Genomic DNA, 22373 nt, shown 5'->3' with positions numbered 1-22373 from the left:
AATGAACATTTTTGGACTGCACACTTTCGCCATCGCGCCGGTCTGGGACCTCGACCTGATCGAGCCGCAGATGGAGCGGTTGAAGGGGCTCGGCATCGGCCTGTTGGAGATTCCGCTGCTGCGCCCCGAGGAGATCGACACCAGGCGCACGCGCGCCTTCGCCGAACGGCAGGGCGTCGAACTCGTTCCGTCGCTCGGCCTGCCTGCCTCGCTCGATGTCGTGGCGCGGCCGGATGAAGCGCTGGCTTTCCTCGAACCGGCCTTCGCCGTCTGCGAAGCGGTGGGCAGCACCGCACTCGGCGGCGTCACCTATGGCACGATCGGCAAGACCTCCGGACGCGCGCCGACCACGGAGGAAATCGACGGCATGTGCCGTTTCCTCGGGCGAGCGGCGAAGGCCGCCAAGGCACATGGGCTGAAGCTCGGCATCGAGCCCTGCAACCGCTACGAGACCCATCTGATCAATCGCGGCATTGATGCCGCCAACATCATCGAGCGCGTCGGAGCCGACAACATCTTCATCCATCTCGACACCTACCACATGCATATCGAGGAGGAGAGCTTCGACGCCGGCTTCCGCGCCGCCGCGCCCTATCTCGGCTATGTCCACGTATCCGAAGCCAATCGCGGCGTGCCGGGGCGCGGCATGCTCAACTGGGCGGCCTGCATGAAGGCCATCGCCGACATCGGCTACACCGGCGCGATCACGCTCGAAAGCATGAACCATGTCGACGTCGACATTGCCGGCGGGCTCGCTGTCTGGCGGCCGGTGGCCGACAATCCGGACGACGTCATTGGCGTCGGCCTGCCGTTCTTGCGTGAGGAAGCGAGGAAGGCGGGGTTGACGTTGGGATAGTCCAACCAATTGCGGATGAGGAGTTCAAAAGCGCCGACGCTTACGAGCAGTTTACGAGCGTAGACTAGGATTGATCCCGTCCGATTCGCTTGGAAACGTCATGAGCAGAGCCCTCACTTCATTCGCCTTGGTCGCCGTCCTGTCGGCATTGCTCATGGCGCTGAGCCTTGCTGTGGCCAGGCATGGCTATCCATTCGGTGCGGTCGGCGTGAAGCGCCTCGACGGCATCGCGGATGCCGGGACATTCATTCCGCTGGCCGCCATCTACTTTTTCAGTGCGATGCTGATGATGGTGCTGCCGATCCGCGCCGCCAGCATCGTGCTGACCAATGCCGCCGATGCGCTTTTCTGGACGGTGATTGTGCTGTTCGCCAGCATCATCGGGTGCTTGGTCGCCAGATGGGTGTTTGGCCAGCCAGAGGCCCTGCGTGCATTGCTGAACTGGCGGTTCCTGTTCGCTGTCGCCATTGTCGGATGCCATATCGTCATGAACGACCTGCGGCGCAACGTCCTGCTGCGCAGCCTGTTCTTCGTCATCTTCGCCGCCGCGACCCTGGCCTGCCTGTTCTGGTCCTTCATGCTCCGATGAATGCGGCCTGTCCCTGCCCTTGGTGGGTCGCGGGAGGACGTCGTAGTCCACCAAGACAGTGCGCTGAGCCCGAAGGCGAGCGTGAAGCTCGCCTCCACCTCAGCGCACTGTTCAGACGGCTTCTGAAGCCTGCGGCGCGGCGCAGGCCAGTTCCGTCGCATAGCCCTTGGTCGGCCGTTGCCAGACCGGCGCAGTGGCGGGCCGTTCGCCGGTGATCAGCGACCGCATCTCGGCAAGGTAGGATTGCACGAAGAACGATGGCTGGCTCTCCAGCGCCGTATAGGGGCCTGGACGGTAGGCGCGGGAGGCGACGCCGTCGGCATTGTCCTCGGTGATCTTCTTGTCCTGCACCGTGGTCACGTCCCACATCCAGGTGATCTTGTCTGTGTCCACGTCGGCATCGGCATTCTCGTCGACCAGCCAGGTCAGGATGACGTCGGTCTCCGTGGCGCTGCGCGGGATCATCTGGAACAGCGTGACATAGTCGTTGGCAGAACTGGCGAAGGACAGCCGGCCGAGGCGAAACCCGGTCTCGCCGCCATCATAGGCCTTGCGGCCGCCCATCAGGCACGACACCGGCTGGCCGTCGTCGGAAAGCGTCTTGCGCCCCGGGCCGATCGGCTTGCGGTGCATGCCAAACGGCGCGATGTCGAGGCCGCCCGGTTCCCATGCCAGCTTGTTGAACTCGGCATCGCCGATGACACTGTGCCAGGCCTCCAGTTCCTCCTGCCATTGTGCCGCCTTGTCTTCGTCACGCACGGCGGTGACCTTCACATGGGCGTTGACCCGGAAATATTCCGGATGCGCCGGCCGGCAGTGGTAGCATTCGAGGAAATTCTCCAGCACCAGCTTCCAGTTGGCCCTGGTCGGGTAGCTCTTGCGGGCAAGGATGCGCGCCCGGTTGATGCCGTTCTCGCGCAATCCGTCGGTCAGCGCGTCGGCGACCGGCTGGACGTCCGGCAGGGCGGCCTCGTCGAGACCGCAGAGCACAAGCCCGCCAACGCATTTCGATGGCACGCGATGCAAGCCCAGCGCCTCCGGGTCGACATTTTCGGGCAGGTCTTGTCGGCTCTGCAGTTCACCGGTCAACCGGAACGACCACGCATGATAGGGGCAGACGAGCAGCCGGCCGCGCCCGTCCTTGGTGCATAGCCTTGAGCCGCGATGGGTGCAGACATTGTAGTAGGCGGCGATGTCGTCCTCACCGTCGCCAAAGCGCACGACGATGATCTCCTCATCGAAAAGCTGGCGCACGATGTAGCGCCCCTTTTCTGGCACCTCGCTGGCATGGGCGACAAGAGACCATTGCCGCGGGAACCAAAGCTCGCGCTCCAACGCGAAGATCGCCGGGTCGACATAGAATGGCTGCTCCAGCGACCAGTCGGGACGGTGCCTGTCGATCAGGCCGACGATCCCGGCACGATCAGGCGGCAGACGGTTCGTTGTCGTAGCTTGCACCGGAAACTCCTGCGGCTGGCTGAGAATGACTTTTCATCAGCACTGTGCGGTGCGGAAGCCCATGTTGCAAATATGGATATGACAAGGCAGCATAACAAAAAAGCATGATACGGAAGCGGTGATAAACGATGCGGGAATCCTGGTCATGAAGACACTCAAGACATCGCTGCCTTTGCTCAACGCGATGGTTGTCTTCGAGGCGGCGGCCCGCAATGGCGGCCTGACGCCGGCGGCCGAAGAGCTCAACATCGCCCAGTCGGCGGTGAGCCGGCATGTCGCCAATCTCGAGCGTCAGCTGTCGGTCGCGCTGTTCACGCGCAAGGGCAATCGCGTCGTGCTGACCGAAGCCGGCGACACGCTGGCCGAGGCGATCCGCGACGGGCTGGGCACGATCCGGCATGCGGTCGAAAGATTGTCGGCTCCCGATCGCGACACATTCGTGGTTGGCTGCAGCTACGACCTGGCGCAGATGTGGCTGATGCCGCGCTTCGACCTCATCACCTCGCGCATCCCCAATGGCCAGGTCATGCTGCTGACCTCCGTCGACTACAGGGATTTCGACAAGCCGGACGTGGCGCTTTCCATCCGCTTCGGAGTGCCCGAGGATTGGCCGGGGCTGGTAGCCAAAAAACTGTTTGACGGCGAATGGTTTCCGGTGTGCTCGCCGGCCTTCCTGGCGCGCCACCCATCGCTTGCGTCCGAAGACCCGCAGGGCTTCCTCGACGTTCCGCTGCTGCACATGACCACGCGGCCCGGCGCCGTCGACAGCTGGCAGTCATGGATCGGCACCGAGCGCAACCTCGATGGTCCCAGGTTCACCAGCTATCTGTCGATGATGCACGAGACCATCGCCGGCCGGGGCGCGGCGCTCGCCTGGGCGGGCTTCGTCGAGGAACATCTGCGGCTTGGCCAGTTGGTGCGCCTGACCGGCACGTCACGGCTGCACCGCAGCTCGTTCCACCTCCTGACGAGGAAGAAGGCCGGCCCCGCTGTCCAGGCCATCGCGCAGGCGTTGTTGGACAGCGCAGAAGGCCTGTCGGCGATATCCGGACATTGAGCCGGCAAATGATAGAACATTCGATGGAATGACCAGCCGGCAAATGTCCGGCTGGTCATATGGCGAGACGGCTTCATCCAGCCGAGGAGGAAGCCGCCCTATTGAGCCTAGGCTTCCAGCCAGACGCGCGTGGCGACATAGCCGTTCGAGGCGTCGTTGCCGACGTCGTGCACGTAGCCCTTGACCTGCTTGGTCGCGGCATTGAGGTAGTTGTTGAACACCGGGATGATCGAGCCGCCTTCGTCGCGCACGATGAGGGCCGCGGCGTGGTAGAGCTCCGCGCGCTTGGCCTCGTCGGTTTCGGCGCGCGCCTCCTTGATCAGCTTGTCGAAGTCCGGGCGCTTGAAGTTGGTTTCGTTCGCGGCTGAATCCGACAGGCACTCCGTGGCGTACATCAGGTCCTGCGTCAGCCGGCTGCCATAGAACGACATGCAGAACGGCGCCACGCGCCAGACATTCGTCCAGTAGCCGTCGCTTGGCTCGCGCTTGATGTCGAGCGCAATGCCCGCCTTCTTGGCGCTTTCCTGATACAGCACGGCCGCATCCACCGCGCCGGCGAAGGTGCCGTCGGAGGTACGCAGCGTGATCGGCCCGTCATGGCCCGACTTCTTGTAGTGGAACGCCGCCTTGTCCGGATCATAGGCGCGCTGCTCGATCTCATTGGGGAAATACGGATAGGTGGCGTTGATCGGAAAATCGTTGCCGATCGTGCCGTAGCCGCCAAGAACCGTCTTCAGGATCGCTTCGCGGTCGATGGCGTATTTGAGGGCGAGGCGCAGGTCGTTGTTGTCGAACGGCGCCTTGTCGCAATGCATCGGCAGCGTGTAGTGGCCGCGGCCGGGCGTATCCAGGATCTGCAGGCCCGGCACGCGCTTCAGCAGCGAGATGGTCTTGGTGCTCAGGCTGTTGATGAAATGCACCTTGCCGGCGGTGATCGCCGCCGTACGGGCGGTCGCGTCGTTCATGCCGATGATCTCGAAACTGTCGACATTGCCGCGATCGCGCCAGTAGTTCTTGTTCTTCTCCAGCAGCGCCCGCACGCCCGGTTCGAAGCTGACGAGCTTGTAGGGGCCGGTGCCGACGCCCTCGGTCGGGTTGTCGTAGCCGCCGTTCGGCTGGATCACCAGGTGATAGGCGGTGAAGATCAGCGGCAGGTCGACATTGCTCTCGGCGAGCTTGACGACAAGCTCATTGCCGTGGCCCTCGATCGAGGTGATGGAGGTCAGGAAGCCGAGCGCGCCGGAGCGCGACTTGGAATCGCTGTGGCGCTGCAAGGTCTTGACGACGTCGTCGACGGTCAGCTTCTTGCCGTTGTGGAATTCGACGTCATTGCGGATCTTGAACGTCCAGGTCTTGGAATTGTCCTTCGCTTCCCAGCTTTCCGCGATCGACGGCACGGGCTTGCCGGTCAGCGGATCGCTTTCGACCAGATGATCACCGAAGCTGCGCGAAAGCGTCATCGTGACGTAGCTGAGATAGGTCGCGGGATCGAGCGACTCGGTGGTCGATCCGCCGTCCAAGCCGAGCTTCAGATGGCCGCCCTTCACCGGGGTCTGCGTTTGCGCCTGGGCCGCGCCAAGGCTGCTAAGCATGATGCCGGCGCCGATGGTCCCCCGTAGAAAATCGCGGCGGTTCGCCGTCAGGTCCATGCCGAGAAGTCCTTCTCCTGGTTTTGTCATCGCTGTTTCCTGTGCCTGGTTGAGAGGTTCAAATTTTTGGAGTCATGCCTGGGGGGCGCAAGAATGACGGTGGCGTCGCGGGAGCAGAAAAGGCTATTTCCAGACCTTTTTCGCCAGGTTGAAGAAGTTCTGTCCCAGCACCTTGACGACGGTCTGGTCCGAATGTCCCCGCTTGAGCAGGATCTCGGTCATCTCGGCAAGCTGGGCCGGCTTGGCGTAGACAGTCGGCTTGGCGCCATAGCCTTCGTTCTTGGGCCAGAACTGAGGATTGTTGGCGATGATCTCGTCGATGCCTTCCATGTCCACCGGGAAGGCGAAGTCGAGGCCGATGCCGACATGGTCGGGCCCGGCGACGTCGAGCAGATGGTCGACATGGTCAGCCAGCCGTTCCGACGTGGCATTGTCGTCGCCGAGGAAGAAGTTGATGCCGACGATGCCGACGACGCCGCCGGTCTTGGCGCAGGCCCGGATCTGGTCATCGGCGATGTTGCGGCCATGGCCGGCCAGCGCCTTGGCGTTGGAGTGCGAGAAGATCACCGGCTGGTTCGAATATTCCATCACCTCCATCGAGGTGCGATGGCCGCAATGGGTCACGTCGACGAACATGCCGAGCCGGTTCATCTCGTCGATCACCTGCCTGCCGAAGGCGGTGAGGCCGGTGTCGTCGTCATGGCAGCCGCCGCCGGCCAGCGTGTTGCGATTGTAGGCGAACAGCATCTGGCGCACGCCGAGATGATGGTAGAACTCGACCATCTCGATGCGGCCGTCGAGCGCGTTCATGCCCTCGATGTCGAAGGTGATGGCCAGCTTGCCCTGGGCCTTGGCCTCGACGATCTCGTCGACATTCGTCACCAGCCGGTAGTGATCGGGATGGGCAAGAACCCATCTGCGGAAGGCAGCCAGCGTCTTGACCGTGTTCTGCCACGGCATCAGGTCGAAGCCGACATCGATCGAGAGGTAGTTGATGCCGGCGTCGCGCCAGATCCGCAGATTGTTGAGATCGGCGGCCGGGTCGGGCATGAAGCCGGAATGCGTGTCCCAGATGAGCGCGTCGGCATAGAGTTTGCGGGCGCGTTCGCTGATGGCGGTGTCTGTCATGATCTCTCCATTTCCCTGGTCGCTGTGGTGCGCCGGCCTTCCAGCACACGCTCCAGCCAACCAACTTCCATTTCCGGAACCGACCTCAGCAGGAGGTCGGTGTAATCGTCGAAGGGCGGCGAAAGCACCGTCACCTTGACGCCCTCGCGAACCACATGGCCGCGATGCATGACCGCGACCCTGTCGGCGATGGCGCGCACGATGGCGATGTCGTGGGTGATGAACAGGTAGGAGACCGCCGTCTCGTCTTGCAGTCGCATCAGAAGCTTGAGGATTCCCTCGGCCACAAGCGGATCAAGCGCGGATGTCGGCTCGTCGCACAGGATCAGCTCTGGTTTCGCGGCGAGCGCCCTGGCGATGGCGACGCGCTGTTTCTGGCCGCCGGATAGCTCGGCTGGATAACGATCGAGGAACTGCGGTCCCATCTCGATCTGGTCCAACAATTCCCCAACCCGCTCGGTCTTGGCCTTGCCATGCATGCCGAAATAGAGCGTCAGCGGCCGTCCGATGATGTCGCGGATCTTCTGGCGCGGGTTCATCGCGGTGTCGGCCATCTGGTAGATCATCTGGATGCGGCGCAGCTGCTCGCGCTGGCGGTCCTTGCGCGCCGCCGGCAGCACTTTCCCGTCGAAGGAGATCGTACCCGCCGCAGGCGGCAGCAGCCCGGTGATGACGCGCGCGAGCGTCGATTTGCCGGAGCCGGATTCGCCGACAACGGCGAGCGTCTGTCCCTTGGAAAGAACCAGCGAGACATCGTGCAGCACGTTCAGTCCGGCATAGCCGGCGCTGATCCCGTCGGCGCGCAACAGCACGCCCCCTGTCTCTCTCTTCTCCTCGCGCTTGGTCTGGCGAATGCTGACCAGTGCCTTTGTATAATCCTCGCGCGGCGCCTCGATGATCTGGCGGGTTGCGCCGTACTCGACCGTCTTGCCGTGGCGCAGCACCATTATGTCGTCGGAGATCTGCGCCACGACAGCGAGATCATGCGTGATGTAGAGCGCGGCCGTGTGCGTCTCGGCGATGGCGTGCTTGATCGCGGCCAGCACCTCGATCTGCGTGGTCACGTCGAGCGCCGTGGTCGGCTCGTCGAAGACGATCAGCTCGGGGCTTGGGCATAGCGCCATCGCGGTCATGGCGCGTTGAAGCTGGCCGCCGGAAACCTGGTGCGGGTAGCGCTCGCCGAAAATGTCGGGATCGGGAAGGCCGAGCACGCCAAACAGGTAGGCAGCCCGCTTCCTTGCTTCCGCGACAGTCATGATGCCGTGCCGGATCGTGGCCTCGATCACTTGCCGTCCGAGCTTGTGCGCGGGATTGAATGCCGCCGCCGCCGATTGGGCGACGTAGCTGACACGCGCGCCACGCACCGCGCGGATGCCGCTCGTGCCGAGCCTGGCGATATCCGTGCCGTCAAGCAGGATCTGGCCACCGGTTATGCGAACACCGCCGCGCCCATAGGCCAGCGCCGACAGGCCGATCGTCGATTTCCCGGCGCCGGACTCGCCGATGAGTCCCAGAACCTTGCCCTTGCCGACATCGAAGGAGACATCGTCCACCAGTATCATTTCAGTCTTCGAGCCATCGGGCTGGTGCGCCGTGACCTCGATGCGAAGGTTGCGGACGGAAAGCATCTCAGACATCGCCGCGCGCGCCCTTCAGGCTCGCCGTGGTGTCGATCAGCCAGTCGACGACCAGGTTCACGCACACCACGAGAAACGCGATTGCGCCACCTGGAACCAGCGCCGCCGACACGCCGAAGATGATGCCTTCCTTGTTGTCCTTGACCATGCCGCCCCAGTCGGCGACCGGCGGCTGGATGCCGAGACCGAGGAAGGAGAGCGTCGACAGGAACAGGATCGAGAAGGCGAAGCGCAGCCCGAATTCGCCGAGCAGCGGCGCCAGCGTGTTGGGCAGGATCTCGCGGAAGATGATCCAGAGTTTTCCCTCGCCCCTGAGCCAGGCGGCCTCGACGAAATCCATGACGCTGACGTCGAGCGCCACCGCGCGGCCGATGCGGTAGACCCGCGTCGAATCGATCGCCGCCATGACGATGATCAGCACCCAGATGTTCTGTGGCAGCACCGCCAGCACGATCAGCGCGAAGATCAGTGCGGGAATCGACATCAGGAGGTCGTTGAGACGCGACAGGATCTGGTCGACCACGCCGCCGGTGACGACGGCGGTGAAGCTCAGGATCATGCCGATCGAGAACGACAGCACGGTCGCGGCGAGTGCCACGAACAGCGTGGCGCGCGCGCCGAACATCAGCCGCGAAAGCAGGTCGCGCCCCAGATTGTCGGTGCCGAGCAGGAAGTCGCCGCCCATCGGGGCCCAGACCTCGCCGACGACGGCGCTCTCGCTGTGGGGCGCGATCAGCGGCGCCAGAATGGCGCAGGCGACGACAAGCAGGATACCGGCGGACCCGATCCGGGCGCTGATGGGCATGGATCGCAGTCTCATCTGGGATGCCTCAGGCGCGGATTTGCCAGGATCGAGACGATGTCGGCGAGCATGTTCAAGACGATGTAGAGGGTGGCGAATATCAGTCCGCAACCCTGGACGACGGGCATGTCGCGCACCGTCACCGCGTCGACCATGTACTGGCCGATGCCGGGGTAGACGAACACCACTTCCACGACCACCACGCCGACGACCAGGGCGGCGAGGTTGAGCGCGATGACGGTGACGACAGGCGCGACCGCGTTGGGCGCCGCGTGCTCGGCAATGACGCGCAGCGCCGAAATGCCCTTGAGCTCGGCGGTCTCCACATAGGGCGAGGACATGACGTTGAGGATGGCCGAGCGCGTCATGCGCATCATGTGCGCCAGCACCACGGTCACCAGCGTCGCCACCGGCAGCACGATCGCCGACAGCCGTTCGGCAAGGCTCATGCCGTCATAGACGGTCGAGGGAAAACTGCCGACGCCGAGCTGCACGGTGAAGAACTGGATCAAAAGATAGCCGATGAAGAACTCCGGCAGCGAAATCGCGGCAAGCGAAAGGATGCTGATGACCTTGTCGGGGATACGGTTGCGGTAGAGCACCGCGATCATGCCGAGGCCGAGCGCCAGTGGTATCGAGATCAGCGCCGAAACGCCGGCCAAAAGCAGCGAATTGCCGAGCCGCTTCCAGATCTGCTGGCCTACGGAATTGTGGTTGGCCCAGGAGGTGCCGAAATCGCCCTGGACGATGCCGCCCAGCCAGCCGAGATAGCGCTCGGTCATCGGCCGGTCGAGGCCAAGCTCGTCGCGTATGTTCTTGACGGCCTGCGGCGTTGCCTCCTGTCCGAGATAGGTCGAGGCGAAGTCGCCCGGAAGCGCTTCGACGCCGCCGAATATCAGCACCGATGCCGCGAAAAGCAGCGCGACGCCGAGGAGGATGCGGCGAAGGATGAGAGCCGACAGGGAGCGGCCCTTCAGGAATCCGACAGCGGTGGTCCGGCGCCGGACAGCAGACGCTCCTCCGTCTCCAACTCCGGTATTCACCGCAATTCCCCCGATTGTATGGGCGGAGGTTCGCCACAAGAAGACAAGGCGCTCACATCGGCACTTTCATGATCTCCTGCGTGAGATCGGAAGCGCGAGCAATGCACGCGCGGCCTCCAATTCCGTCCCCGCCGATCACCCGGATCGGGACGGAATCATCTCACGGAAGGTGGACCTGACAGTCACTGTGACGGTTGGTGGGCTTCGCCCAAATGGCCGTCAAGTGATGGGTCCGGTTGTATCTATTCCCCAGCAGTCTGTTGCTTTCCGACCCGACAGTATCGGCGCTGTTCACCTATGTCCAGACCCGCCGAGAGAACAGTTTTGCGGCTTTCGGCCAGGTCTTGGAACATCAGGATGCCGCAACGCCGGACGGCGTCTTTGAGGCATGTTCAGACGCCCATGCGGGCAAGGCCGCGGCGATCTCGGCTTCCGTCTGGTAGGCATCGACAGCAAAGCGCTCGAGACGAAAGCGCGTCGTGTCGACGAAGGGTCGCTGGCCGAGGATCAGCTCCGCGGAAAGCCGGCCGAGGCCCGGTCCGTGGCTGACGCCGGTTTCATTGTCGCCGCCGACCGCCACCACATTGGTCGTGCCGGGGACATGGCCCACGATCAGGCCGCTGTCGGGCGTATAGCAAGGCACGCCCTGCGCCCAGCTCGACAATTTCGAACCGCGAAGCGGCGGGAAGATCTTCTGCAACTGCGCGAGTTCGTCGTCATCCATCGCCTGCATGAGGTCGAGATTGCGGGGCTGCCCCGGCTCGATCCACGCGTCGCCGCTGACATAGTAGGGCTTGTAGTGCCGGCCCGTGCCCCACATCACCGCGCCAAAACTCTCGCGAAGCCAGAGACGCAACTCCCTGCACTGCACCGTCGGTAGTGTCGAGGGAAGACCGCGCCCGTCGGTGACGATGCGGGTGGCCAGCACCCTGAGCAGCGGCAGGCGCCAGCCCAGCCCCTTGAGCACTTCATTGTTCCAGGCGCCGGCCGCAATGACGACGCCATCGGCCTCGACACCGCCCTTGTCGGTTTCGACAGTCACATGGCTGCCGGCATCGTGGATACCGGTGACCATGGTTCCATTGCGGAACACGCCTCCCATCGTGATGATCTCGTCGACCATCACGCCGGTCGCCAGTTTCGTATCGAGCTGGATGCCGTGCGGGTTGAAGGCGCCGGAATGGACCCGGGTCGCGTCGATCAGCCCCTTGGCCTTTTCGCCGATCTGCGCAGCGGTCAGGTCCTGCATCTCCGGTGGCGCATAGGGCGAATCCAGCACCGGGCGCACGAAGCGCTCACGGCCGGCCTCCGTCAGCGCCATCATCAATGTGCCGTTCGGACGATAGCCGATCTCGACGCCGATCTCATGGATCGAGCGGTAGAAATCGAGCCCGTATTGCTGAAGCTTCAGGCCCTCTTCGCCGAGCGGGAACATGCCGGCCGACCAGTGGGAGACAAATCCCGCGCCGGCACCTGTGGTCGCGGCCGCCGGTTCGCGGGCCTCAATGACCGTGACCTCGCGCGCGCCTGATTTCAGCAGATGGAACGCCGTGGAGCAGCCGATGATGCCGCCACCGATGACGACGATCCGTTTGCCGGCTGAGGCGGTTGGCTGTGCGTTCAAAGTCATGATTCCTCTCCATTGGCAGCGGCATCCGCCTGACCGGCTGGATGCACATATGTGTCGAGCCACCACAGGATGCGGGCGGCACTGTCGAAATATTCGGGATAGCCGCGGACGCTGTGTCCGGCCCTGGGGTAGATGACGAGCGCGCTCGGCGCTCCGGATCGGAGCGCGGCGAAATGGCATTCCTCGGCCTGGCCGACCGGCGTGCTCTTGTCGATGGCGCCGGCCATGACGAGAGTGGGCACCGGCCTGATCTGCTTGAAGAAGGCGGGACTGCGCGAGAAGTAGGCGCCGTCCGCCGCCCAGGGCGAGGACTCCAGCATGATCTCGTCGAATTCGGGTATCTGCGACGTCCGGTGCTGGCTGTACCAGTCGCCGACCGGCGAGATCGGTATGGCGGCGGCGAAGCGTTGGCTTTGCGATGGCAGCCATGCCGACATGAAGCCGCCATAGCTGGTGCCGGTGACGGCGACGCGTTTGGCGTCGACCCAGCCCCTCGCGATCAGGGCGTCGACGCCGCTGATGATGTCCTGCGTGTCCGCGCCGCCCATGTCACCCTTGACTGCGCGGGCGAAGGCATCGCCCCGGCCCGTGCTTCCCCTTGGGTTGGGGAAGAGGATCGTCCAGCCCTGACTGGCCAGGATGGGCGCTGCGCGGGTTCGTGCCAGCCAGCGGTTGCGGTGTGCCGAGATCGGCCCGCCATGCACGTCGACCAGCAGCGGCGTCGGCGCCGTCACCCCTTGCGGCCGCACCACCCAGCCCTGGATCTCCAGGCCGTCGGGAGCGATCCAGCTGAACGGCTCGATCGCGCCACAGCGCGACATTGTTTCTGGCGCATCGGCAGCAGCCAGCGATGCCAGCTCGCGGATCGTTGCGCCATCCTGCTCAGCCAGGAATGGTGCGCGCGCATAGGCCTCGCCGACAAACAAGGTGCCGTGCTCGCCGATGGGGTAGGAGGACGGCGCCCATTCGCCGTTGGTGAGGTCGACCGACGACCAGCTTTCCGTCGCTGCGGATCTTTCGAGATCATAATCGCCGGTTGCAGTGTGATGGCCACGCGCGCCAGCGAAATGTATCACCGTTGCCGAACGCCACTCGATCGAGGTCACGTCGATGCCAAGCGTGTCCGGCCTCTCGATCTCGCCCGTCGTCAGGTCAAGGATCGAAAGCTGGCCGCTGACCAGGCCCCGGTCGCTGCAGAAGGCCTCGATGAAGGCGGCTCGGCGTCCGTCCGGCGCGCCCCTGATGTAGCCGAACTGGTCGGCCGGCTGATGGATCCTGGTTAGGCCGCCCGTGGCGATATCCACAAGCGACAGGCCGGCACTGTACCAGCTGCCTTCGCTGTGATGGTCGCTCGCCACCACGGCAATACTGCCGGTGCCGCACCAGCTCGCTTCCCAGACATTCAGGGGAGGCCTGGTCAACAGCCGGGGCGCTTCTTTGCCCTCCCACAGCCAGACGGAGCGCCACAGATCCTCTCCTTCGCCAAGGCGAACCTCGGGCAGCCACGCCGCCGTTTCGACCTTGCCCTTCTGCGCATAGCCGCCGTGGATGCCGGCGAGATCGGCGCCCGTTCCGGCGACCACCAGCAGCAGTTTCGTGCCGTCCGGCGACCAGTCGATCTGTTCGATGCGTCCAGCCACCGTTTGGGCGGTCAGGCAGCGTTCATCCGACCATGTCTCTATGCGGTCGGTCGCGGGATCATCACCCGCGCAGGCCACCGCCAGCGTCCGGCCGTCGGCCGAGAGCCGGATCTGTCGCGTTTCCCGGTCATTCAGGCGCGTGAATGCGCCGCCCTCGCGCGCGATGCGATAAAGCCTGCTGGAGGGGCCGTCCTCAAGCGTGGTCTCGAAGCTTTGCCCTATGAAATGCAGGTGCTCTGCCTCGGTGTGGCCGCAGAGCGCACGGGCATGGAACACATGGCCGCCCGACCCCAGAAGCGTGGCGTAGAACGAATACGCCTTCGCAAATTCGGACGACGATCGAAAGTCGCTGTTCATTTGGCCCTCCCCGCCAACCGACGTCCCGCATCGAAAATGAGGTTGCGGCGAGCCTGTCGTGCGCCCCTCCTCGAAAGCCGACGCCGTCAGGCCGGGGGATAATACCGGCAAAGGGATTGGTGTCTAGACATATATGTACATTTTACTGACATGTTGTTTGCCGACCTGTATGGTCGCCGGCAAGACGGCCTGTCGCCGCATCGCGTGAAAGAAACCCCGCGAGATCGCAGCCGGTCTGGCGTTGCGATCCTCGGCACGTCGGCGACGGGCGTTGCGCGGTCAAGGAACCACAAAATACTGGCTGCCCAGAGCCGGCGGTTGTTCATATATTGAAGCAGAGAACAAAGAATCGGAGTTCAAGCGTGCCAGCATTGAAAGACTCGCCGACGCTCACGGAACTAACCGACCCGCCAATATCTGACCGCGCCATCCGCACGACGAAGAGCGATTGGCTCAACCTCGCAATACGAACGCTGATCACAGATGGCATAGACCAGGTAAAAATCCAGGTCATGGCCAAGAAGCTCAACGTCTCCAGGTCGAGCTTCTACTGGTTCTTCAAAAGTCTCCAGGACCTTCACGATCAGCTCCTGCAGAACTGGCTGAACAACTACACAGCTCCGATCATCGAGCGCGCCATGCGGCCGGCGCCTTCGATCAACCGCGCCATCTTGAATGTCTTCGAGTGCTGGGTGGATGAGAGGCTCTTCGACCCGAAGCTCGACAACGCCGTGAGATTATGGGCGCGTCGCGAGAATGCGGTCCGCGCGGTTGTCGAGGAAGCGGACAACAGGCGGGTCGACGCCATCACCGCCATGTATTCCCGGTACGGATACGATGCCGAGAATGCGTTGATCCGTGCCCGCGTGCTCTATTTCATGCAGATCGGCCACTACACGCTCGACATCCAGGAGCCGATGGACGCCAGGCTTTCGCATGTTCCGGCCTATCTGCGCGCCTTCAGCGGGCAGGAACCTGAACTGGAGGACATCAAGCATTTCGACGCCTTCGTGGCCCGCGCCGCCGCCCGAAATGGCGAGATATAGCCGGCTAAGTTTATGCTCTGATGTTGCGAGCCGCATTCTCCATCCAGGTCCACAGATAGGCTGCAAGGCCGCGGTCGACATGGATGCGCAAAGTCGTCCCATGGCGATAGACGATGGCGTCGATGCCGGCGAAGGACAGTGCGGCGCTGGCGCCGGCCTGCTTGGGATCCAGCGTTGTTCCGCGCGCTACAAAGGCATCGACCGCCTCGCCACTCACGTCGAATATGTGCAGTCCGGCGCTGATCTCTGTCACCGCGAACCCCTGGCTGTGCCATCCCGTGGCAATGCCCAAGGGAGTGGTGGATACGGCAAGCAGGCGGTCGCGCGCCAGGCGGACCGAATAGCGGATGCCCTCCGCTTGGCCGAACGCGCCGACAGCCGTCCCGTCGAAGCCGGATGCCGCGGCCCATGCCGCGAGATCGCCGCTGACCAGGCGTTGGTGCAGGCCGGAGACCGAGCCTATCTTGAGCCCTGGCGCTTCAATGACGGCGTCCTGCCAGTCCGGCGCCTTCGACCATTTTTCGGCGAGATTACGCATCGAGCCGGCCTCCTTCTGGATCGAAAGCGCAGGGCGCGGAGATCGTCGCGTGCCTGACCTTGCCGAGATGCTGGATCTCGATCGTCTCGCCGTGGCGTGCGGCGCCGCGTTGGATCAGGCCAAGCGCGACCGGACGGCCGAGCGCCGGGCTCTGGTAGCTGGAGGTGATAAAACCAAGGCTCGAAAGCTTGCCGTCGCGGCGTTCGATCCCATGCGCGCCTGTCGGCAGCGGCGCCTCGCCGGATGGCACCGTCAGTCCGACAAGCCTCATCCGGTTGTCGCGCGACGCCTCCTCGGTGAACAGCGAGCGGCGGCCGACGAATTCGGTCTTGCGCTTGGCGCGTGGGCCCTCGACGCCGAGATCCTGCGGCAGCGTGGTGCCGTCCGTGTCCTTGCCGATCACGATATAGCCCTTCTCGGCCCGCAGGATCATCAGCGCCTCCAGGCCGATCACCACGGCGTCGAAGGCTTGGCCGGCCTCGCGCAAGCGTTGCCACAAAGGCTCGGCGCGATCGGCGCGGATGGAGATCTCATAGCTCCTGTCGCCGGTGAAGCTGACTCGGGCGACGCGGACGGCATCGCCCGCACAGACGCCGTGGCCGATCGCCATGTGCGGCAGGTCGGCATCGTCGAGTGAAAGCCCCAGTTGCAGCGTTTCGAGCAGCTTTCGGGAATTCGGTCCTGAAACGGTCAGCGTCGCCATCTCGGCCGTGGCATTGTGGATGTAGACAGCGTCGCGGCCGAACCGGTCCTGCCGCCATTCCTCCAGCCGCGCATGGACAGACGTCACATGCGAGGACGAGCACGACACGATGAAGCGTTGCTCGTCCAGGCGCACCAGAATGCCGTCGTCGAACACCACGCCGTTCTCCGACAGCATGAAACCGTAGCGGCAGCGGCCCGATTTCAGCGTCGACATGGTGTTGTAGTAGATGAAGTCGACGAATTCGGCGGCTTTTGGCCCCATCACCTCGATCTTGCCGAGCGTCGAGCCATCGAACAGCGCCACCGACTGGCGGGCGCGCCGCGCCTCGTCCTGGATCGAGCGTTCCGCATCGCCGCCGCCGTAATAGGCCGGGCGTAACCAGCCGCCATATTCCTGGAAGACGGCGCCGTCGGCGCGATGGATTTTTTCCAAGGGCAGCCGGCGCACCGGTGCCATCAACTCGCCGTATCGCGCGCCGGCAAAACTGGCGAGCGGCACGGGCGTGAACGGCGGACGATAGGTGGTGGTGCCGACTTCCGGTATGCTGCGTCCGGTGATCCCGGCCATGACAGCCAGGCCGGCCAGATTGGAAGTCTTGCCCTGGTCGGTCGCCATGCCGAGCGTGGTGTAGCGCTTCAGGTGCTCGACCGAGACGAAATTTTCCCGCGCTGCGAGCTCGATGTCCTTGACCGTCACATCGTTCTGGTAGTCGATCCAGATGCGCCCCTTCGATCCCGGAACCGGCCATGCGGCGACAACGCCGCCGGTCGCTTCCGGTCCGGTGCTGCGCGGCGGCGTCGCTTGGCTAGGGGATGTAACGGCGTTGCCGGCGCTTGCGAACACCTCTGTCAGCGAAACCGCCCCGGCGGCGGCGCCGGCGACAGCAACACCCTCGACCGGGTCGCCCGGCAGGAAGGCCGCGCGCGCATCGCTCCAGGCAAGCTTGCCCTTGGCCTGGCAGAAGAGATGGATGGTCGGCGTCCAGCCGCCGGAGACGAGCAGGCTGTCGGCCTCGAGCCTTGTGCCGTCATCCAGCGCCACGCCTTCGACGCGCAGCCTGCCGCGCGCGGCAGTGACGCTGCGCCCGGCGATCAGCCGCACGCCGGCGGGTATGGCGGGGGTTCCATCGCGGCGGACATCCACCAAAGTGACGTCAGCGCCGGCACCAGCCAGTGCGCCCGCGACCTCGTAAGCGCTGTCATTGTTGGTGGCGACGACGACGCGGCGGCCGACAAGCACGGCGTGGCGCTTGAGATAGGCGAGCGCCGCATCCGCCGACATGATGCCCGGCAGATCATTGTTGGCGAAGGGCAGCGGTCGCTCGATGGCGCCGGTCGCCAGCACGATCTGGCGTGGCCTGACACGCCACAGCGTATCCGGGCGCCCGTCGGGATGGCGCTGGTTCAGCCCGACCAGATTGTGGTCGTAGATGCCAAAGGCCGTGGTTGCCGGCAGCACGCGGTGGCCGGCATTGACGAGGTCGCGAACCGTCTCTTCGACCCAGGCAGCGGCCGGCTTGCCATCGATCTCGCCGGCCCGGTATTCCAGCGATCCGCCAGGCGTCCGCTGGTCGTCGACCAGCATGACGGAGAGGCCTGAACTGGACGCGAGTTTCGCCGCGGCCAGTCCGGCAGGTCCGGCACCCACCACCAGCACATCGCAATGCGCGTTGATCTGGTCGGCCCGGCCTGGCGATGTCCAGTCAGCATCCGCCTTGCCCAGTCCCGCCATGGCGCGGATGCGCGGCTCGAACATGTGCCAGTCCGGCCACATGAAGGTCTTGTAGTAGAACGCCGCCGGAATGAAGCGCGAGAAACGGTCGAGGAAGGCGTTGCGGTCGGCCAGCGCGTTGGGGGAGGCGTTGACGCTCCGCGCGACCAGGCCGTCATGCGCCGGCTCGGTCGTGGCGCGCGTGTTGGGCGTCGAGGCTACGTTGCCGCTGACATCGACCAGCGCGTTCGGTTCCTCGACGCCGGCGCCCCATATGCCGCGCGGCCTGTGATATTTGAAGCTGCGTCCGACCACAGCGACATCGCCAGCCAGCAGTGCCGAGGCGATGGTGTCGCCGGCAAAGCCGTGCACGGTGCCGCCGTCGAAGCTGAATCGGATCGGGCTGGAACGGTCGATGGCGCTTCCGCCGGAGGGGAGACGTGAAGCGCTCACGCCGCGTGCTCCCCGCTTAGCGCGGTCGAGGACAGCACCTTGTGGGTGACGGTGTCACGTTCCATGACGAAGAACTCGCTGCAATTCATGTGAACCCAGATTTCGCGCGTCGTGCCCTTCGGGTTACCGCGCATGTACAAATAGTTTGCCCAGCGATCGATGGGCACGTCCGTGCCATCCGGACGGACGTTGCCGGCCTCGCCGCCATAGTGGAATTCGGTCTCGTCGCGCGGACCGCAGAACGGGCAGGGGAAGAGCTGCATGGGAACCTCTAGTCGTAGTCTTTATGCATGTCGTTGCCCCACTTTTGGGCGACATGCATTAGTGCGCGATGCCGGAGCCGGCCGCTTCGTCGATCAGCCGGCCGGTGGCAAAACGATCCAGGTCGAACGGACGACTGATGTCATTGTGCTTGCCTGTGGCCAGCAATTGCGCCAGCAGCGTGCCGCCGGCGGGAATGGCCTTGAAGCCGCCCGTGCCCCAGCCGCAATTGAGGAACAGGCCGGGCAGCGGCGATTCGCCGATGATCGGCGAGGAGTCCGGCACGACGTCGACGATACCCGCCCACTGCCGCATCAGCTTCAACTGGCCGAAGATCGGGAACATCTCGAGCAGGCCGGCAATCACCGTCTCCAGCGTCGGCAGATTGCCGCGCTGCGCATAGGAAGGGATGCGGTCGAGCCCACCGCCGATGACGATCTCGCCCTTGTCCGACTGGCTGACATAGACGCCGGTGCCGGGCGACAGCACCACCGTGTCGAGGATCGGCTTCACCGGCTCGGAGACACAAGCCTGCAGCGCATAGGAATTGATCGGCAGGCGGAAGCCCGCCTTGGCCGCCAGCACCGACGAATGTCCGGCCACCGCCATGCCGATGCGGTCGGCGCGGATCATGCCGCGCGTCGTCTGGACGCCGCGGCAGCGGCCGCCCTCGACGATGAAATCGGTGATCTCGCAATTCTGGATGATGTCGACGCCAAGCCGGCTCGCGGCCCGCGCATAGCCCCATGCGACAGCATCGTGGCGCGCCGTGCCGGCCCGGCCTTGCCAGATGCCGCCGAACACGGGAAAGCGCGCATCCGGCGCAAAATTGTAGATCGGGGCCACCCGGCGCACATCGTCCGGCGAGAACAGTTCGGCATCAATGCCGTTGATCTGCATGGCGTTGACGGTACGCGCGCCGACTTCCATCTCGGCGCTGCTGTGGCACAGATTGACCATGCCTCGCTGCGACAGCATCACATTGTAGTTCAGGTCCTTCGACAGGCCCTCGTAGAGCCGATGCGCCAGCCCGTAGAGTTCGACGCTTTCGGGATAGTAGTAGTTGGAGCGCACGACCGTCGTGTTGCGGCCGGTATTGCCGCCGCCGATCCAGCCTTTCTCCAGCACCGCAACTCTGGCGATGCCGTGGTTCTTGGCCAGATAGTAGGCCGTTGCCAGCCCATGGCCGCCGCCGCCGATGACGATCGCGTCATAGGACGGCTTCGGTTCGGGCGAGCGCCAGGCCTGTTTCCAGCCGGTCTGGCCGGCGAGGCCCTCCCTGAAGAGCGATAGAGCGGAATAGCGTCGGGTCATGGAGTGCTGAACGAACCTGATTTTCGGAAGGAATGGCAAGGGATCATTGCACGGACTTTTGCGTCCGTGCCACCCGTTTGAGCGGTCATGCCCGCATCTTTATGCCCTTGGGATCGTATGGCGAGGCGGCGATCACCCGCGCACCCCGTTCGACGCCGACGATGTGGGTGGTCAGCGCCGTGCCGATGGCGCACGAGTCGCGATCGACCAGGGCCATGGCAAGGCTCTTGCCGACCGTGTGGCCGTAGCCGCCCGAAGTGATGAAGCCGGCGAGCGAGCCCTTGTTCCAGATAGGCTCGTAGCCGCTGGCATCAGCATCGACAGCGTCGATCTCCAGCGTCGCCAGCATGCGTTCGGCCCCAACTGCCTGTTCCCTTAGCGCAACGTCGCGCCCGACGAAGTCGCCCTTGTCGAAGGCGATCCAGCGGTCCATGCCCGTCTCGGCCGGCGTGTAATCCTGTGTGAATTCGCGCGACCAGATGCCAAAGCTTTTCTCCAGCCTGAGCGAATTGACCGCGCCAAAGCCATATTCGGTGACGCCCAGATCCTTGCCGGCCGAAAGCAGCGCGCGCCGCAGCGTCGCATGTTCGTTCGCCTGGCAATGAATCTCGTAGCCAAGCTCGCCGACAACCGAGAGCCGGCCCACCTTGGCCCGTGCAAGCCCGACGTCCAATGTCCCGCAGGCCAGCAAGCCGAAGGCCTCGTGCGAGACATCCTGGTGCGTCAGGCGCTCCAGCAGCTTGCGCGAATTGGGGCCGGCCAGCGAGAAGCCGACCACCGCGTCCGAGATGTCGCGGACGGTCACGCCTTCGGAAAGGTGTTTTTCAAACCAGCGCATATGCCACTGGCGCAGATAATAGGAGCCCATGATCCACCATGTGCCGTCGCCCCAGTTGAAGACGGTGAGGTCGCCCTTGAGCTTGCCGTTTTCACCCAGCATCGGCGCCAGCTTGGCGCGCCCCGGCTTCGGCAGCGCGCAGGCAAGCACCCTGTCGAGCCAGGTCCGCGCCTGGGGCCCGGCAATCTCGTAACGAGAGAAGGCCGTGATATCGAGCAGGCCGACGCCTTCGCGCACTTTTCGGCATTCGTCGCCGACGATATCGAAAGCATTGGAGCGCTTGAGCGCCGGCGTCTCGACAAAGCCTTTCGGCGCGAAATAGAGCGGCATTTCCATGCCCCAGGAATTGCCCCAGCGTGCGCCCGCCGCGTCCATCGCGTCATGCGCGCCGGCGGTCTTCAGTGGCCGTCCTGCCGGCAACTGCTCGTTGGGATAGCTCATGATGAAGCGGCGCGAATAGAACTGGCCGGTCGTCTGCTTGATGTATTCGCGGTTGGAGGCGAAATCGCCGTAGCGCGCGATGTCCATGCCGTAGACATCGGCTTCCGGTTCGCCATGGATCATCCATTCGGCGAGCGACTTGCCGACGCCGCCGCCTTGCAGGAAGCCGGCCATGACGCCGCAGGCCACCCAGTAATTGGGTACGCCGCGCACCGGGCCGACCAGCGGATTGCCATCCGGCGAAAAAGTGAAGGCGCCGTTCACCCAGCGTTTGATGCCGGCGGTCTCAAGGCACGGATAGCGGCTGAAGCCGAGCGCCAGTTCGTCGGCGATGCGGTCGGTATCCTCCTGGATCAGCTCGATGCCGTAGTTCCATGGTGCGCCATCCATGTTCCAGTGCTTGTGGTTGGTCTCGTAGATGCCGAGCAGCAGGCCCTTCTGCTCCTGGCGCATATAGGTGAAGCCTTCGAGATCGACGATCATCGCCAACTCGCGATCCAGCGCCTGGATCTCGGGCAGCGCCTCGGTGATCAGATAGTGATGCTCCATCGGCGACACCGGCAGGTCTATGCCGGCCATCCTGCCGACCTGCTTGGCCCACAGGCCGCCGGCATTGACGACGTGCTCGGCAACGATCGTGCCTTTCTCGGTCACCACGTCCCAACTGCCGTCGGCGCGCCGGTTCAGCTCCAGCACCCGATTGTGCTCGATGATATCGGCACCGCGCTGCTTTGCCGCCCTGGCATAGGCATGGACCACGCCCGAGGGATCGATATGGCCCTCGCGTTCGGCGTAGAGGCCGCCCAGTATGCCGTCGGTGTTGAGGATCGGGCAGCGATGCTTGATTTCGTCGACGCCAATCAGGCGGACGTCATCGATGCCCATCGTCTGGAAAACCCGGTAGGAGGCCTGCAGCCATTCCCAGCGCTCCGGCGCGGAAGCCACCGATATGCCGCCGGTCATGTGCATGCCGATGTTCTGGCCGGATTCCTTCTCGACCTCCGAGAGCAGGTCGATCGTATAGCTCTGCAAGGCGGCGATATTGGGATCGGCGTTCAGCGCATGGAAGCCGCCGGCCGCGTGCCAGCTCGATCCGGCGGTCAGAACCTCACGCTCGACAAGCGCCACGTCGCGCCAGCCGAACTTGGCCAGATGGTAGAGCACTGAGGCTCCAACCACGCCGCCGCCGATAACAATTGCCCGGTAATGAGATTTCATAG

17 protein-coding genes are annotated in these 22373 nt (G+C 64.3%); 4 read left to right on the top strand and 13 right to left on the bottom strand.

The window, feature by feature from the left end:
- Nucleotide 1: 1 nt before the first annotated feature.
- Together ABVQ20_RS19415 and ABVQ20_RS19410 are read left to right on the top strand one after the other, a co-directional pair.
- Nucleotides 2-856 carry a sugar phosphate isomerase/epimerase family protein gene (locus ABVQ20_RS19415; protein ID WP_354461114.1) on the top strand — a complete coding sequence of 285 codons (855 nt, stop codon included), beginning with the start codon at nt 2-4 and terminating at the stop codon, nt 854-856.
- A gap of 100 nt (nt 857-956) precedes the next feature.
- On the top strand, nt 957-1445 hold the full coding sequence (locus tag ABVQ20_RS19410) for a hypothetical protein (protein ID WP_354461113.1): 489 nt from the start codon (nt 957-959) through the stop codon (nt 1443-1445).
- 111 nt (nt 1446-1556) lie between these two features.
- Here the strand turns inward: ABVQ20_RS19410 and ABVQ20_RS19405 are convergent, their stop codons facing one another.
- Entirely contained in the window at nt 1557-2903 is a 1347-nt protein-coding gene (locus ABVQ20_RS19405) for an aromatic ring-hydroxylating oxygenase subunit alpha (protein WP_354461112.1), read from the bottom strand.
- A gap of 145 nt (nt 2904-3048) precedes the next feature.
- Here ABVQ20_RS19405 and ABVQ20_RS19400 point away from each other — a divergent pair, with 145 nt between their 5' ends.
- Nucleotides 3049-3960 (top strand): LysR family transcriptional regulator, encoded by a 912-nt coding sequence (locus ABVQ20_RS19400; protein WP_354461111.1) that lies wholly within the window; start codon nt 3049-3051, stop codon nt 3958-3960.
- A gap of 107 nt (nt 3961-4067) precedes the next feature.
- Here the strand turns inward: ABVQ20_RS19400 and ABVQ20_RS19395 are convergent, their stop codons facing one another.
- The 7 genes from ABVQ20_RS19395 to ABVQ20_RS19365 form a co-directional block, all read right to left on the bottom strand.
- On the bottom strand, nt 4068-5639 hold the full coding sequence (locus ABVQ20_RS19395; protein ID WP_354461110.1) for an ABC transporter substrate-binding protein: 1572 nt from the start codon (nt 5637-5639) through the stop codon (nt 4068-4070).
- A 93-nt stretch (nt 5640-5732) separates the two neighbouring features.
- On the bottom strand, nt 5733-6737 hold the full coding sequence (locus ABVQ20_RS19390) for a dipeptidase (RefSeq protein WP_354461109.1): 1005 nt from the start codon (nt 6735-6737) through the stop codon (nt 5733-5735).
- Nucleotides 6734-8374: an ABC transporter ATP-binding protein gene (locus ABVQ20_RS19385; protein ID WP_354461108.1), complete on the bottom strand. Its 1641-nt coding sequence runs from the start codon at nt 8372-8374 to the stop codon at nt 6734-6736. The genes ABVQ20_RS19390 and ABVQ20_RS19385 overlap by 4 nt, the downstream gene beginning before the upstream one ends.
- The gene (locus ABVQ20_RS19380) at nt 8367-9194 is read right to left on the bottom strand and encodes an ABC transporter permease (protein ID WP_354461107.1); all 828 of its coding nucleotides are present in this window, start codon (nt 9192-9194) and stop codon (nt 8367-8369) included. Before ABVQ20_RS19380 ends, ABVQ20_RS19385 begins: the two co-directional genes overlap by 8 nt.
- Nucleotides 9191-10153, bottom strand: coding sequence for an ABC transporter permease (locus tag ABVQ20_RS19375; RefSeq protein ID WP_354462218.1), 963 nt, complete (start codon nt 10151-10153; stop codon nt 9191-9193). Before ABVQ20_RS19375 ends, ABVQ20_RS19380 begins: the two co-directional genes overlap by 4 nt.
- A 418-nt stretch (nt 10154-10571) precedes the next feature.
- A complete protein-coding gene (locus ABVQ20_RS19370; protein ID WP_354461106.1) occupies nt 10572-11849 on the bottom strand; it encodes an NAD(P)/FAD-dependent oxidoreductase in 1278 nt (425 codons plus the stop codon).
- Entirely contained in the window at nt 11846-13846 is a 2001-nt protein-coding gene (locus ABVQ20_RS19365; protein ID WP_354461105.1) for a S9 family peptidase, read from the bottom strand. The genes ABVQ20_RS19370 and ABVQ20_RS19365 overlap by 4 nt, the downstream gene beginning before the upstream one ends.
- A 362-nt stretch (nt 13847-14208) precedes the next feature.
- Here ABVQ20_RS19365 and ABVQ20_RS19360 point away from each other — a divergent pair, with 362 nt between their 5' ends.
- Nucleotides 14209-14892: a TetR/AcrR family transcriptional regulator gene (locus tag ABVQ20_RS19360; protein WP_354461104.1), complete on the top strand. Its 684-nt coding sequence runs from the start codon at nt 14209-14211 to the stop codon at nt 14890-14892.
- A 10-nt stretch (nt 14893-14902) separates the two neighbouring features.
- Here ABVQ20_RS19360 and ABVQ20_RS19355 read toward each other — a convergent pair whose 3' ends face one another.
- The 5 genes from ABVQ20_RS19355 to ABVQ20_RS19335 all read right to left on the bottom strand — a co-directional run bounded on the left by ABVQ20_RS19355 (nt 14903) and on the right by ABVQ20_RS19335 (nt 22371).
- Complete coding sequence (locus tag ABVQ20_RS19355; protein WP_354461103.1) at nt 14903-15430, bottom strand: hypothetical protein; 528 nt, start codon at nt 15428-15430, stop codon at nt 14903-14905.
- Nucleotides 15423-18299, bottom strand: a complete 2877-nt coding sequence (locus ABVQ20_RS19350; RefSeq protein WP_354461102.1) for a sarcosine oxidase subunit alpha family protein — start codon at nt 18297-18299, stop codon at nt 15423-15425. The genes ABVQ20_RS19355 and ABVQ20_RS19350 overlap by 8 nt, the downstream gene beginning before the upstream one ends.
- Complete coding sequence (locus ABVQ20_RS19345; protein ID WP_354461101.1) at nt 18296-18562, bottom strand: sarcosine oxidase subunit delta; 267 nt, start codon at nt 18560-18562, stop codon at nt 18296-18298. The genes ABVQ20_RS19350 and ABVQ20_RS19345 overlap by 4 nt, the downstream gene beginning before the upstream one ends.
- Nucleotides 18563-18620: 58 nt before the next feature.
- A complete protein-coding gene (locus ABVQ20_RS19340) occupies nt 18621-19874 on the bottom strand; it encodes a sarcosine oxidase subunit beta (protein ID WP_354461100.1) in 1254 nt (417 codons plus the stop codon).
- 85 nt (nt 19875-19959) lie between these two features.
- Nucleotides 19960-22371, bottom strand: a complete 2412-nt coding sequence (locus ABVQ20_RS19335; RefSeq protein WP_354461099.1) for a GcvT family protein — start codon at nt 22369-22371, stop codon at nt 19960-19962.
- Between the last annotated feature and the right edge of the window lie 2 nt (nt 22372-22373).

The sequence above is a fragment of the Mesorhizobium shangrilense genome, assembly GCF_040537815.1.
Classification (GTDB): Bacteria; Pseudomonadota; Alphaproteobacteria; order Rhizobiales; family Rhizobiaceae; genus Mesorhizobium; species Mesorhizobium shangrilense.
The sequence above is the reverse complement of the archived record's forward strand: the minus strand, read 5'-3'. Positions and strand labels throughout refer to the sequence as shown.

Bases quoted from the DNA above. Each gene is read 5' to 3' on its own strand.
- ABVQ20_RS19415 (WP_354461114.1), top strand. From the start codon at position 2: ATGAACATTTTTGGACTGCACACTTTCGCCATCGCGCCGGTCTGGGAC.
- ABVQ20_RS19410 (WP_354461113.1), top strand. From the start codon at position 957: ATGAGCAGAGCCCTCACTTCATTCGCCTTGGTCGCCGTCCTGTCGGCA.
- ABVQ20_RS19400 (WP_354461111.1), top strand. From the start codon at position 3,049: ATGAAGACACTCAAGACATCGCTGCCTTTGCTCAACGCGATGGTTGTC.
- ABVQ20_RS19395 (WP_354461110.1), bottom strand. From the start codon at position 5,639: ATGACAAAACCAGGAGAAGGACTTCTCGGCATGGACCTGACGGCGAAC.
- ABVQ20_RS19390 (WP_354461109.1), bottom strand. From the start codon at position 6,737: ATGACAGACACCGCCATCAGCGAACGCGCCCGCAAACTCTATGCCGAC.
- ABVQ20_RS19385 (WP_354461108.1), bottom strand. From the start codon at position 8,374: ATGTCTGAGATGCTTTCCGTCCGCAACCTTCGCATCGAGGTCACGGCG.
- ABVQ20_RS19380 (WP_354461107.1), bottom strand. From the start codon at position 9,194: ATGAGACTGCGATCCATGCCCATCAGCGCCCGGATCGGGTCCGCCGGT.
- ABVQ20_RS19370 (WP_354461106.1), bottom strand. From the start codon at position 11,849: ATGACTTTGAACGCACAGCCAACCGCCTCAGCCGGCAAACGGATCGTC.
- ABVQ20_RS19365 (WP_354461105.1), bottom strand. From the start codon at position 13,846: ATGAACAGCGACTTTCGATCGTCGTCCGAATTTGCGAAGGCGTATTCG.
- ABVQ20_RS19355 (WP_354461103.1), bottom strand. From the start codon at position 15,430: ATGCGTAATCTCGCCGAAAAATGGTCGAAGGCGCCGGACTGGCAGGAC.
- ABVQ20_RS19345 (WP_354461101.1), bottom strand. From the start codon at position 18,562: ATGCAGCTCTTCCCCTGCCCGTTCTGCGGTCCGCGCGACGAGACCGAA.
- ABVQ20_RS19340 (WP_354461100.1), bottom strand. From the start codon at position 19,874: ATGACCCGACGCTATTCCGCTCTATCGCTCTTCAGGGAGGGCCTCGCC.
- ABVQ20_RS19335 (WP_354461099.1), bottom strand. From the start codon at position 22,371: ATGAAATCTCATTACCGGGCAATTGTTATCGGCGGCGGCGTGGTTGGA.